The sequence below is a fragment of the Ruegeria sp. N7 genome (genome assembly GCF_056531345.1).
This window is the reverse complement of sequence record NZ_JBQFLR010000003.1, coordinates 217,356-229,401: the sequence shown is the minus strand read 5'-3', so window position 1 is coordinate 229,401 and position 12,046 is coordinate 217,356. Positions and strand designations below refer to the sequence as shown.

Annotated in this window: 12 protein-coding genes; 5 read left to right on the top strand and 7 right to left on the bottom strand. The window is 59.0% G+C overall.

Going from position 1 to position 12,046, the window contains the following annotated elements; all coding sequences use genetic code 11:
• The first annotated feature begins 119 nt into the window (after positions 1 to 119).
• Complete coding sequence (uvrB, locus tag ACR0ES_RS07125) at positions 120 to 2,306, top strand: excinuclease ABC subunit UvrB (RefSeq protein WP_480869994.1); 2,187 nt, start codon at positions 120 to 122, stop codon at positions 2,304 to 2,306.
• Between the two features lie 79 nt (positions 2,307 to 2,385).
• Positions 2,386 to 3,036, top strand: coding sequence for a hypothetical protein (locus ACR0ES_RS07120; protein ID WP_480869992.1), 651 nt, complete (start codon positions 2,386 to 2,388; stop codon positions 3,034 to 3,036).
• A 178-nt stretch (positions 3,037 to 3,214) separates the two neighbouring features.
• On the opposite strand, the gene ACR0ES_RS07115 is transcribed toward ACR0ES_RS07120, so the two are convergent.
• Positions 3,215 to 3,505 carry an antibiotic biosynthesis monooxygenase family protein gene (locus ACR0ES_RS07115; protein WP_209507883.1) on the bottom strand — a complete coding sequence of 97 codons (291 nt, stop codon included), beginning with the start codon at positions 3,503 to 3,505 and terminating at the stop codon, positions 3,215 to 3,217.
• Between the two features lie 256 nt (positions 3,506 to 3,761).
• On the opposite strand from ACR0ES_RS07115, the gene ACR0ES_RS07110 reads away from it, so the two are divergent.
• Both ACR0ES_RS07110 and ACR0ES_RS07105 read left to right on the top strand, forming a co-directional pair.
• A complete protein-coding gene (locus tag ACR0ES_RS07110; RefSeq protein WP_480869990.1) occupies positions 3,762 to 4,553 on the top strand; it encodes a formate/nitrite transporter family protein in 792 nt (263 codons plus the stop codon).
• Positions 4,554 to 4,664: 111 nt separating this feature from the next.
• Positions 4,665 to 5,372: an ORF6N domain-containing protein gene (locus ACR0ES_RS07105; protein ID WP_209507887.1), complete on the top strand. Its 708-nt coding sequence runs from the start codon at positions 4,665 to 4,667 to the stop codon at positions 5,370 to 5,372.
• A 21-nt stretch (positions 5,373 to 5,393) separates the two neighbouring features.
• Here the strand turns inward: ACR0ES_RS07105 and ACR0ES_RS07100 are convergent, their stop codons facing one another.
• The 6 genes from ACR0ES_RS07100 to ACR0ES_RS07075 all read right to left on the bottom strand — a co-directional run bounded on the left by ACR0ES_RS07100 (position 5,394) and on the right by ACR0ES_RS07075 (position 11,346).
• Entirely contained in the window at positions 5,394 to 5,822 is a 429-nt protein-coding gene (locus ACR0ES_RS07100) for an excalibur calcium-binding domain-containing protein (protein WP_480869988.1), read from the bottom strand.
• Between the two features lie 132 nt (positions 5,823 to 5,954).
• The gene (locus tag ACR0ES_RS07095) at positions 5,955 to 6,362 is read right to left on the bottom strand and encodes a universal stress protein (protein ID WP_209507891.1); all 408 of its coding nucleotides are present in this window, start codon (positions 6,360 to 6,362) and stop codon (positions 5,955 to 5,957) included.
• A gap of 64 nt (positions 6,363 to 6,426) precedes the next feature.
• Positions 6,427 to 6,753 carry an antibiotic biosynthesis monooxygenase family protein gene (locus ACR0ES_RS07090; RefSeq protein ID WP_209507893.1) on the bottom strand — a complete coding sequence of 109 codons (327 nt, stop codon included), beginning with the start codon at positions 6,751 to 6,753 and terminating at the stop codon, positions 6,427 to 6,429.
• Between the two features lie 141 nt (positions 6,754 to 6,894).
• Complete coding sequence (locus tag ACR0ES_RS07085) at positions 6,895 to 9,183, bottom strand: glycosyl hydrolase family 28-related protein (RefSeq protein WP_480869986.1); 2,289 nt, start codon at positions 9,181 to 9,183, stop codon at positions 6,895 to 6,897.
• A gap of 138 nt (positions 9,184 to 9,321) precedes the next feature.
• Positions 9,322 to 9,723, bottom strand: a complete 402-nt coding sequence (locus ACR0ES_RS07080; RefSeq protein WP_480475250.1) for a DUF4864 domain-containing protein — start codon at positions 9,721 to 9,723, stop codon at positions 9,322 to 9,324.
• A 48-nt stretch (positions 9,724 to 9,771) separates the two neighbouring features.
• Complete coding sequence (locus ACR0ES_RS07075) at positions 9,772 to 11,346, bottom strand: lysine--tRNA ligase (protein ID WP_480869983.1); 1,575 nt, start codon at positions 11,344 to 11,346, stop codon at positions 9,772 to 9,774.
• A gap of 210 nt (positions 11,347 to 11,556) precedes the next feature.
• Here ACR0ES_RS07075 and ACR0ES_RS07070 point away from each other — a divergent pair, with 210 nt between their 5' ends.
• Entirely contained in the window at positions 11,557 to 12,042 is a 486-nt protein-coding gene (locus ACR0ES_RS07070) for a hypothetical protein (RefSeq protein WP_480483275.1), read from the top strand.
• Positions 12,043 to 12,046: the final 4 nt, after the last annotated feature.

Here is a 12,046-nt window from a genome sequence, read left to right as displayed (position 1 = left end):
TCACACCGTCTCACCCGTCGCACGGCCTCAGACCGCATAGCGGGCAATGAATCCGGATCGGCCCTTGCAGTTGGACAAAATAAGAACAAATGTAAGGGCCTGACGCCCGGAGCCTGCCAATGCCTTACGCCCATTCCGACAAGACCCAACTGACCGCCGAAGACGTGCGCGCGCGCCTGAAACTGGAAGGCGGCAAGCAATTCGTGATGCATACCGAATTCAATCCGGCGGGCGATCAGCCCACGGCGATCAAGGAACTGGCGGGCGGCGTGCTGGACGGGGAACGCGATCAGGTGCTGCTGGGCGCGACCGGGACGGGCAAGACCTTCACCATGGCCAAGGTGATTGAAGAAACCCAGCGTCCGGCCATCATCCTCGCCCCCAACAAGACATTGGCGGCGCAGCTATATGGTGAGTTCAAGGGCTTCTTCCCCGAAAACTCGGTGGAATATTTCGTGTCCTATTACGACTATTACCAACCCGAAGCCTATGTGCCGCGCTCTGACACCTACATAGAAAAAGAATCCCAGATCAACGAACAGATCGACCGGATGCGCCACTCGGCCACGCGGGCGTTGCTGGAACGCGATGACGTGATCATCGTCGCCTCGGTCAGCTGCATCTACGGTATCGGCTCGGTCGAAACCTACGGGGCGATGACGCAGGATCTGAAGGTCGGTCACGAATACGACCAGCGGCAGGTGATGGCCGATCTGGTGGCCCAGCAATACCGCCGTAACGATCAGGGGTTTCAGCGCGGCTCGTTCCGGGTGCGGGGCGACAGTTTGGAAATCTGGCCCGCCCACCTCGAAGACCGCGCCTGGAAACTGTCCTTCTTCGGCGAGGAACTGGAACAGGTCACCGAATTCGACCCGCTGACCGGCGAAAAAACCGACACGATGGACCATATCCGGGTCTATGCGAACTCCCACTACGTGACGCCGAAACCGACGATGCAGCAGGCCATCATCGGGATCAAAAAAGAACTGCGGACGCGCCTCGACCAGCTGGTCGGCGAAGGCAAACTGCTCGAGGCGCAGCGGCTGGAACAGCGCACCAATTTCGATCTGGAAATGCTCGAGGCCACCGGCGTCTGCAACGGGATCGAGAACTATTCGCGCTATCTGACCGGCCGCGCTCCGGGCGAACCGCCACCAACCCTGTTCGAATTCATCCCCGACAACGCCATCGTCTTTGCTGACGAATCCCATGTCAGCGTACCGCAGATCGGCGGCATGTACCGGGGCGACTATCGGCGCAAGTTCACGCTGGCCGAACACGGATTCCGCCTGCCGTCCTGCATGGACAACCGGCCCCTGAAGTTCGAGGAATGGGATGCCATGCGCCCGCAATCCGTCTTCGTCTCGGCCACCCCGGCGGCGTGGGAGCTGGACCAGACAGGCGGCGTCTTCACCGAACAGGTGATCCGCCCCACCGGCCTGCTGGACCCGCAAGTCGAAATCCGCCCCGTGTCGATGCAGGTCGACGACCTGCTGGACGAGGTGCGCAAGGTCGCCGCCGATGGCTATCGCACATTGGTCACGACGCTGACCAAACGCATGGCCGAGGACCTGACCGAATACCTGCACGAACAGGGCATCAAGGTCCGCTACATGCATTCCGATATCGACACGCTGGAACGGATCGAGATTCTGCGCGACCTGCGTCTGGGCGCCTTCGACGTGCTGGTCGGCATCAACCTGCTGCGTGAAGGGCTCGACATCCCCGAATGCGGGCTGGTCGCCATTCTGGACGCTGACAAGGAAGGCTTTCTGCGGTCCGAGACCTCTTTAGTCCAGACCATCGGTCGCGCCGCGCGCAACGCCGAGGGCCGGGTGATCATGTATGCCGACAAGATCACCGGTTCGATGGAACGCGCGCTGGCCGAAACCGACCGCCGCCGCGCCAAGCAGATGGCCTATAACGAGGAACACGGCATCACGCCCGCGACCGTGAAAAAGAATGTCGAGGACGTTCTGGCCGGGCTGTATGAGGGCGACGTGGACATGAACCGCGTCACCGCCACCATCGACAAACCGATGCACGGCGCCAACCTCGAGGCGCACCTGAACGGGCTGCGCGACCAGATGCGCAAAGCCGCCGAGAACCTGGAATTCGAAGAGGCCGCCAACATCCGGGATGAGATCAAACGCCTAGAAGCGGTCGATCTGGCCATCGCCGACGACCCCATGGCCCGCCAATGGGCGGTCGAGAAAGCCTCGGAGGAGGCAGTGAAATCGCGCGGACGGTCAACGGCTGGACGACCCGGGCAACGGGGTGGGAATGTGAAGAGAAGGAAGCGGTAGGTTAAAACGCAACTGACGGTTGCAATTTGCCTCAAAGCAGGAAATCTATCTTCTTAGACAATCGGTTTAGGAAAGTTTTTTGATCACGCTTCTTATTGCAGTTGGACTGCTCGGAACAATTTCACTCCTAGCAATGGTTTGGGTATGGGTAAGTGTGCTCGCAGGATGGCGCGAAGCGTCGCCCGGCAGAAGTATATCAATGCTATGGTTCGTGCTCCTTTTGATGATCATCTGGGGACTTGGAGTAGATTCGAGCTTTAGCGGCTTACGAATGCTGGCGCTAGCTGTATGGCCCGCCTCAATCCTATTTTTACTGGGAGATGCTTTAACCGCGAGACTTTTTGTTTTTTTCTTTGCGGCGTTGATTTTACTGTTTTTGGTGGCCGCAGCCGCTGCGATCATGCCGGGCAAGGCAAAAATACCGACTATTATTGTTGGCGCAATGCTTACAGTGATAGGTCCGGTCGCGTTGCAAAACCTGCAAGTGCAATGGCAAATGAAAAGATACGCGAAAGCATCCGAGTTACGCATCATAGAACGTTCGTCTTTGTTCAAGTCCATTCGAGATCGCTCCGACGGTTACCAGTCCCCACATGGCGTCGCGTGTAACAGCGAGAATTGGCCGTTTCTTTGGAGTTATCGGCACAGAGACTGGATCGCACTGCCGTCCAACACCCGTTACGGCGGTGATACTAGGGAAAGAGTTATGAGCGTTTGCCTGAGTAGGTAAGTCACATCCCACACTCCACCCTTGCAGCCCAGCGCGCACTCCTCCACGTTTGAATTCACAAATTGTGTTTCCAAGCGGTTGCCATGACGAACCCGAACACCCTGGCCAGACCACATGAGGTCCAAATCGCTGTTCTCTCCAAATAAAAGAAAGGGCGGGTCTATCCCCGCCCTAACCGCTACCCCTTATCCCAATGGGCAATCACGTCGTACCCAACCGGCGTCGGTGGGCCTTCCATGAATTCGGCGAAATGGCCCCACAGCTCGGCCACTTTGGGCGCATTCGCGTTCGAGGTCGCTTCGCTTTCGACCACCGAGATCACATAGCCTGAACCATCCTCGTTCATCACGTTGGTAAAGCTGTGCATGCCGGGCATACCCATGATGTCGGATTTCAATTCATTCATCTTCGCCGTCGCCGCCTCGCGCGTACCGGGCTTCATTTTGTATTGGGTAATTCGTGCAAACATCACTTTCCTCCGTCGTCTGGCGAAATTGCCATGTAACACGGCCGGAACGGCCCCGCCGCGCGTACTCTAGCACGGCAGTCCGAAATCTCGCATTGATACCGGCGATTTGCGCCGATTTTCAACCATACACCGCACTGCATCCGGGTGGCTGTCCCTTCAGGGTTGCAGCCTCGCCCCCAGTGCGGTTGTTTTTGCACCGATGGATGCTTGATCCCAATCAATGTCGAAACGCGAATGCGTCGGCAAAGTGGGTCCCATGCAAACACAGAACCCAACCGGAATTGACGCCTACAAACCAGCCCAGATCGCCGAGCTGGTTGAAACAGCTGGCGTTGCCAAGGCACATCTCACGGTCGGTCAGACGCTGACTCTGGCGATACTCGCGGGTGTGTTCATCGGTTTCGGCGGGGCCGCCTTCACCATGGTCATGACCGGCGTTGACCCGGGGTTTGGACCGGCCCGCTTTCTGGGTGGCGTCGTGTTCTCGCTGGGCCTGATCCTTGTGATCGTCGGCGGGGCCGAGCTGTTCACCGGTAGCGCCCTGATGACCATCGCGGCGGTGGATCGGAAAATCTCGCCGCGCGCCCTGCTGCGCAACTGGGGGCTCGTGTACCTTGGGAATTTGGTCGGGTCTATCGCGCTGGCTCTGGCCGTCGCTGCAACCGGTTTGCTGGACGGGCCCATGGGGGCCACCGCATCAGCAATCGCAAATGGCAAGGCCGACCTCTCTGCCACCCAGGCGTTTGCCCGCGGCGTTCTGTGCAACGCGTTGGTCTGCCTTGCCGTCTGGCTGAGCTTCGCGGCCAGAACAGCGGCGGGCAAGATCATGGCGGTACTCTGGCCCATAGCGGCGTTTGTCCTCTTGGGGCTCGAACATTCGGTCGCCAATATGTACCTGCTGCCGCAGGGCGCGCTTGCCGGTGCCGACCTCGGTTTTGGCGCGGCCATGGGCAACCTGTTCTGGGTCACGATCGGCAATATTGTCGGCGGCGCAGGCGGCGTCGCGCTCGCTTATCGCTTTGCCTATCTGCGCAAGATACCCCAATGAACACGCCGACCATCCGATCAGGGACGCGCCAAACCCCGGCATTTCAAACTTGCACCCCGCCCCACCCTCCTCCACGTTTGAAATCACAAATTGTGATTCCAAACGGCTGCCATGACGAACCCGAAAAACCTGCCCAGCGCGCATGAGGTGCAAAGCGCCATTCACAGGGTGCGCGGCACCCGTGTGGTGCTGGCCGAGGATCTGGCGCAGTTCTACGGAAAATCCGTCAGTGCCTTCAATCAGGCGGTGTCGCGCAACACCGACCTGTTCGAGGGCTACCGCTTTCAGCTGACCGATGCCGAGGTCGCTGATTTGCAATCACAGAATGTGATTTCAAAACCCAAAGGCCGCGGCGGGCGGCGGGTCAATCCGTGGGTCTATACCGATTACGGCGTGGCCATCGCCTCGGCCCTGTTCAAGGACCCGCGCGCGATCAAGATCACGCGGATGATCACCGAAGCCTTTGTTGATGGCGCGAACGCTCTGGCCGAGGTTCCACGCAACCTGCCGGAAATCCTGCCGCCCGAGGATGCACCCACCCCGCTGCTGCCCAATGGCGACCAACTGCGCGAACTGGCCGAAAACATCCTCGATTCCGGCCAGCAGAGCCTTGTCGATTATATCGCCAACCCCACCACCAAGCGCCAACAGGCCGTGGCGGTGATCATGAAGACGCTGGCCGAAACCGCCGGGGAAGAGGTCCGCACTCAACAGGAACGCCTGCGCCTGCGTATCGCCGAACGGCTGGCCACCGGCGATTATGCCAGTGACGACGATCGCAAAGGGTTGTTGGAATTGCTACAGGCGATGAAAGGCTAGCCCCTTCCCGCCCCCCGAAAATCAGGGGCGCACGAACTTGGCGCTTCCCACCGACCGTTCGCGCGGCTTTGGCTGGTCCTGCGCCTGCACGGTGGTCGCGCGTGGCAGCTCCAGCTCGGCATACCCGCAGGCCACCCCGTCACCATCCGGGTCGTTGCGCCCATGATATCCCGGCTGCCCAGCGCGGAACGGACCGATCCCCATGGCCTGTGTCGCATCACACCCCGCCAGCGCGATCAGGTGGATCACCGCCTCGTCCCGCTCATAGCCCGAGGTGCGCAGAAAGACGCCCGTGGCAATCAGCACGGTCGTCAGCGGCAGCAGCAGAACCATGATCAGTATCCGCAGCGGGGACAGCGCCTGCCGCCGCGCCGCCTCGGCGCGCTGGTGTCGTCTGGCCGAGCGCGGGTTCAGATCAGGTGCTTCCTGCGAGGGTTTCTTGAACAACATGCCCCGACCCATAAGGGCAATATGTGGCAAAGCCGAGGCAACACAGTTCCACCGGGTTCAAAAAATCTGGCCCGGCCTGAAACCACCGCCCGCACAGGCACAATTTTGCTTACTGCCGATGATGTCCGACCGTTACCGGACCACATGTACCGCGCAAGGGGCGTGGCGTACGATATGGGACGCGGTTGACCCCAGCAGCAGATCCTGCATCCCCGGCCGGTGCGAGGCCACGATGATCAGGTCCGGGTGATGCGCCTCGGCCCAATCCAGAATGGTCCGGCCGGAATGCCCTTCGACCACCACGCCCGTGGCATTCGGCAATTGCGACGCCAGCGTATCCAGCTCTGACTGAATCGCCTTTCGGGCCTCGGACAGATATTCCGCCGGCATGTACGAGATTGCATAATTCGGAATATGCTCAACCACATGCAGCAATGTGACCTGCGCGTCCGGCGTGGCCAGAACCCGGGCCAGTTTCAACGGCCCGGACGTATCTCTTTCAGCATCGAAAGAAATCGGAACGAGAATGTTGTGATACATAGCATGCGCCTCCGTTTTGCAGACTTACTTTGAAACAGACATGCACCGCAGGCTTTGATTCAGGTCAGGTAGAGCCAAAAGTCTCTGCAACGTCATACATGACCGGCTCAAAGCTCTTGCACAGCTCGTTGATCTTGCGGTTGCGGTCGCGCATCTCGGGGGTCCGCAGCATGGCCAGGAAATCCTCGCGACGTTGCCATTGCGAATAGTTGGCAATCCGGGTTTGCGCATCATTCACATGAAGCCCCGCAGAAACAAAGCCGGGCTGCTTCGAGATGAACTCGGAATAGGCGTCGGTCAGCGCTTCCAAAAGGTCCTGACAGGTGCCGGGCGTCATTTCAAACGTGGTGATAACTGTCTGAACACTGGCGTTTTTGGCGATTTTCGGCATCGGGATTCTCCATTTCTTTCCCCAAGCCTAGCACATCAGATTGAAACGTCGCCTATTTCCTTGCCGATGCGCCAATCAGCGCTTTTCTGCGCCCGTTTGTCAGGCGGCTGGCCACCCCGGAATGGGCGGCCAGCCGCTGTTTCAACGCTCCATTCGCATCGTGACCGAGACTTCGCCTTTCAGGTGATCCGGCCAGCGCAGAATAAGACTGTCGCCACTGACCCCCTGTTCGGTCAGAACATGAGGGGCCGAATAGACAAGGTTGTTGAACACCCCGGTCAGCGACCCGATGGCAGTGACCCCGTCGCAGCCGCGCGCCTTGCCGCCAAATGGCAATTCCCCGTTTGCCGAAACCGCCCAGATATTCGCAACCGAGTTCTGCTGGCTGCGGACGCGCAGCGGGTTCGAGGATCTCTTGCCAATCCCGTGATAGGTATTGTTGTGGTAGGTCACGTTCGAATGCCTGTTATTGTCCAGATCGGCAAAAGACGTATCGACCCGTTCCGCCCGGTCGATCGAACCGCTGGTGGCGCGGAACTTGTTCCCGGTCACCGTCACACCATTCAGGTAATGGCCAGCGCCATAGGGGCGGATGATGATATAACTGAACCAGGCCGGTGCATCGCTCGAGAAAAAGATATTGTCCGTGATGCTCATCGAACTGAACGAGAATCCACTGGTATAGGTGGGTGCCGCATCGCGTTCATTGGTCCATTCGATAAAGCAGTTGTCGACATAGTTCTCGGCAATGGTCGAGGTGTTGTAGGTGCCGATCATGATCAGCCCCGCGGTACGGACCCCTTGCGGGATGCCATCGCCCTGGAAGAAATGGTTGCCCAGAACCAAATTGGTGCCACCGCCCAGAACGGCAAAATGCTTGAACCGCACCGCCTGATTGTGACGCAGCTTCACATCGTTCGAGTTGGTGTTCAGCCCGATGGAATTCCGGTCCGTCACGTCAAGCGCTTCTTCTGAGGACAAGAACTGGCAATTGTCGATCAGCAGCCCCTTGCACCCCGTCGCGGTCGAGGTCAGGCCCCGATCCTTCGGGCGACTGATAAAACAGTCTTTCAACGAAAACGTACTGCCCGAGGCCGCCAGACGAATACCGCTGCACCGGCTGTTGCACTGAAACTCGATCTGTTCCATGCCGAATTTCCGCAACGTATCGAAACCGCTGAAATCCAGCAGGTATTTGAACGACTGAAAGGTAAAGGTCTGGGTACCGGCGGCGTCATAGATGGGTGCACTCAGGGTTATCTCACCGGCACCTATGTTTTTCGAGCGCACGTAAACCTCACGCCCGACACCACTGCCTTCAACCAGCGATCCCACGGGAATATTGGCCACATTGGCGACATTGGTCAGGCGTGTCTTGTCCGACGGGTCATAGGTAGCGACAGAGGTGAAGGTTTCGGTGTCCCAGGCGGTACCGCTTTTGACATCGAACTGCCCGTTGCGGATCACGCGGCGCGTGGAAAAGCCGCTTTGCTTGTTGGGAACCGCAGCGGCCATGTCGATCGGCGCGGAAACGGAAATCTTGCGTCCGCCCAGATCCAGCGAGTCATGATCCGAATTGTTCAGCAGAGCCTGAAACGCCTTCTTGAAGGCCAGCTCCTCATCTCCGAACGCCTCGATATATGCGGGCAGATGGAAATCCTTGGTCAGCAACAGCATCTTGTCATCCGGCATGGTGACGGTGCCTTCGAATTCAATCTCCGCATCGATGCTGGTGTTTTCCGCAAGGTGATAGATGCCTTGCGGAACAAAGACCCGGCGGCCACCGGCCGCCTGATCCGCCGCCTCAAACGCAACCGAGTCATCCGTCACACCGTCACCAACGGCACCAAAGTCGCGCACATCGACCAGGCTGATCATCTCGCGCAGAAAGAACCCGGTGACATCGGTGATCTCAAGATCATCGACACGCACCAGCGCGCCGTTGGCCCCTTCGATATCCAGGCCGAAATGCCCGTAAAGGGCGGCAAGCCCCCAGGGCATGTCCACGCCCGGGCGCTGGCCGGTGCCGACAATCGCGGTGATCTCGTGAACCGTGCCATAGCCCGACAGCTGGGTGGCAGGCCCCTGTTCCACAACACCGGCCACATGCACATCACCCGCGCCACCGGCCCAGGCTGCTATGCGCACCGACGGCAACGGGCCGCTGATCGCCTTGACCCGGGCTTTGATCTGCAAATAGCAACCGGGCAGGATCGGCGTCTGCCCCATGTAACGCAATTGCTGGGTTGTGTTGACCTTCAGGATCTCAAGACAACCGGCAAAATCCGCATCCGCCGGAACAAACACGCCCGTGCCGGACCCGCCATATGTGGGCGACCCGGGCGTTCCGTCCCCCGCAGACCAGACCGTCAGACCATTCGCGAATTGAGGCGGCATGAACACGATGCCGTCGGTGATTGCCTTGTTCATTGAAAACCCTTTCCCAATCGCGTCGCGCAAATCCGGCGACGCGTTCAAACCCCGTGTTCAGGTCCGCCCCGAACGCGACAGTCTGGATATCGAAAAGGAATTAACCACGGCTCATCTCACCGTGACGGTGGTGTTGCCTCAGGCCGCAGGGTCAGCGGCACCCAACAGTTGCACCCCGTTGATCTTCCAGCCTTCCGTCAGCGGGATCATCTGATAGTCCAGAAGATGCACCCGCCCGTTACCGTCCGTAATCATCACCTTCTGCCACAGCGCGCCATCGACCTCGCGCAGTTCCAGAAAACGCACATCGGCGGGGCGCCAGACCATGGGATAGCCATTGCGCACCATCGCGCCGAAATTGTCGGGGTTTCGGAACAGACGCTGGATGCTGGGGCTGGCAAAGGTGAAGGCGGTCGCAAAGTCATCCGCCCGGAAGGCCTGTATCTGTGCCGCGATATTGGCCTCGATCTCGGCACTCTGCGCAAATGCGCCCGACGCCAGCCCGGCGCTCAGGGATAATGCAAGCAGTAGTCGACGCATGGGGCCACCTCCTGTTCCAAGGATAGCCCCATGCCGGTTCAGGTCAAATCAGACCAGCTCTCCGGCCAGTGCCTTGTCGATCAGCGCGATGGTCTCGGGCACGCCGTAAAGCGCGATAAAGCCCCCGAAACGCGGCCCTTGCGAGGCCCCCAGCAGCACCTCATAAAGCGCCGAGAACCACCCTTTCATTGGATCAAACCGCTCGCGGCCGATGGCATAGACCACCGATTGCAACGCTTCATCCTCGGTCGGGCCATCATATGCCTCAAGCGCCGCCTTCAGCGCTTCCAGCGCCTCGCGCTCCTGATCCGTCGGCGCGCGATGCTTACGCGTCGGTTTGACGAAATCGTTGAAGTACCGCACGGCGAAACCGGCTGCCTTGTCCAGATCGGGATGGCTCTCTGCCGTTGCCTCGGGCGCATAGCGGCGGATAAAGCCCCACAGCGCCTCTTTGTCTTCGGCACCGGAAACCGATGCCAGATTCAGCAGCATTGCAAAGGGTACGATCAGGGTCGATTCAGGCACTTCGCCGCCGTGGATATGCCAGACCGGGTTGTTCAACTGCGCCTTCAGGTCCTGCCCCGGATAGGCGCGCAGCTGCTGATGATACTCATCATAGGCTTTCGGGATCACGTCGAAATGCATCCGCTTGGCCGTCTTGGGCTTTTGGTACATGAAATAAGCCAGCGACTCGGTCGGCGCATATGTCAGCCATTCGTCAATCGAGACACCATTGCCCGACGATTTCGAAATCTTCTGTCCATTCTCGTCCAGAAACAGCTCATAGCTGAAATGCTCGGGCGCGCGGCCACCCAAGGCCCGGCAGATCCCGTCATAGATCTTTTCGTTGGTCGCGTGTTCCTTGCCGTACATCTCGAAATCAACGCCCAGTGCCGCCCAGCGCGCCCCGAAATCCGGCTTCCATTGCAGCTTCACGTTGCCGCCGGTGACGGGAACGGTCCATTCCTTGCCGTCTTCATCATCGAAGGTGACGGTATAAGTCTCGGCGCAGACCTTTTTCATCGGCACATACAGAACCCGCCCGGTTTCCGGGTGGATCGGCAGGAAGATCGAATAGGTCTGCTGGCGTTCTTCCCGCAGGCTTTTCAGCATGATGGCCATCACGTCGTCATATTTCTCGACGGCACGCTTCAGGATCTCGTCGAACTGGCCCGAGCGATAGAAATCACGCGCCGAATAGAACTCATATTCGAACCCGAAGGTATCAAGGAACCGGCGCAGCATCGCGTTGTTATGCTCGCCAAAGCTGTCATACTCGCCAAACGGATCAGGAACCGAGGTCAGCGGGCGCTGCAAATGCTCTTCCAGCGCCTCGGGGTTCGGCACGTTGCTGGGAACCTTGCGCATCCCGTCCAGATCGTCCGAAAAACAGATCAGCTTGGTCGGGATGTCCGACAGCGCTTCAAAGGCGCGCTTGACCATCGTGGTCCGCGCCACCTCGCCGAACGTGCCGATATGCGGCAGGCCCGACGGGCCGTATCCGGTTTCAAACAGCACATACCCTTTTTCCGGAGCACCTTTCTGATAGCGTTTAAGCAACCGGCGCGCCTCTTCAAAGGGCCAGGCCTTGGACGACATCGCGGTTTCGCGCAGTTCAGACATTTTAATGTGCTCCATTGGGGAAACGGTCGCGGCTGCACCACGCAACCCGACCGGCCCCTCCTATTGTGCCAGTGCAGCATGAGTCAATGACAGGCAACACTTTTCGCGATCCTGCGGCACCAGATCACTGGCGCCACCCCGCAAGGACTGTCAGTTTTCCCAATAGGCACACGACCCTTCTTCCTCCACGTCCAGGCGCGAAAGCAACTCATGTACAGAATGAAACCCGGTGTTAAGAAAGACCCCGAGCGCAGGTGGGCGCTTCCGGACCGTATATTCTTCGGCAATGGCGCCTGCCACATACTCGCTGGCGTCTATCTGAAGATGTCGCCCCTGCCCGGTTTTTATGCAGAAAGAATTGTCCCTGCCGAAGGGTTTGCCGGAAGCCACATCTACGTCACCAATGGCTTGCTCGCGTTCGATTGCCACGGGTATACGATCCGGAACCGGCTTGTCAGGTATTACACGAACAATTGGGCCGGCGAATATGATGAAGGGTGGAATTGCTGGCTGGAACTGGTGAATTTCGACCTTCTGAGTACCGCAGATCTGAATGCACGCAAGTTTCTTGGCCCCGACCAGTACAGATATGACCCGGTTGAGCGGGCACAGAACTATCTCGCACGGATTGACCACAAAAATGCTTCAGAGAAAACCATGCTCCGGCACCTCCGGGTTATGCCCGACCGGGGTTAAACAG

Coding starts and splice junctions, on each gene's coding strand:
- uvrB (WP_480869994.1), top strand. CDS start 120: ATGCCTTACGCCCATTCCGACAAGACCCAACTGACCGCCGAAGACGTG.
- ACR0ES_RS07115 (WP_209507883.1), bottom strand. CDS start 3,505: ATGTTTGCACGAATTACCCAATACAAAATGAAGCCCGGTACGCGCGAG.
- ACR0ES_RS07110 (WP_480869990.1), top strand. CDS start 3,762: ATGCAAACACAGAACCCAACCGGAATTGACGCCTACAAACCAGCCCAG.
- ACR0ES_RS07105 (WP_209507887.1), top strand. CDS start 4,665: ATGACGAACCCGAAAAACCTGCCCAGCGCGCATGAGGTGCAAAGCGCC.
- ACR0ES_RS07100 (WP_480869988.1), bottom strand. CDS start 5,822: ATGTTGTTCAAGAAACCCTCGCAGGAAGCACCTGATCTGAACCCGCGC.
- ACR0ES_RS07095 (WP_209507891.1), bottom strand. CDS start 6,362: ATGTATCACAACATTCTCGTTCCGATTTCTTTCGATGCTGAAAGAGAT.
- ACR0ES_RS07090 (WP_209507893.1), bottom strand. CDS start 6,753: ATGCCGAAAATCGCCAAAAACGCCAGTGTTCAGACAGTTATCACCACG.
- ACR0ES_RS07085 (WP_480869986.1), bottom strand. CDS start 9,183: ATGAACAAGGCAATCACCGACGGCATCGTGTTCATGCCGCCTCAATTC.
- ACR0ES_RS07080 (WP_480475250.1), bottom strand. CDS start 9,723: ATGCGTCGACTACTGCTTGCATTATCCCTGAGCGCCGGGCTGGCGTCG.
- ACR0ES_RS07075 (WP_480869983.1), bottom strand. CDS start 11,346: ATGTCTGAACTGCGCGAAACCGCGATGTCGTCCAAGGCCTGGCCCTTT.
- ACR0ES_RS07070 (WP_480483275.1), top strand. CDS start 11,557: ATGTACAGAATGAAACCCGGTGTTAAGAAAGACCCCGAGCGCAGGTGG.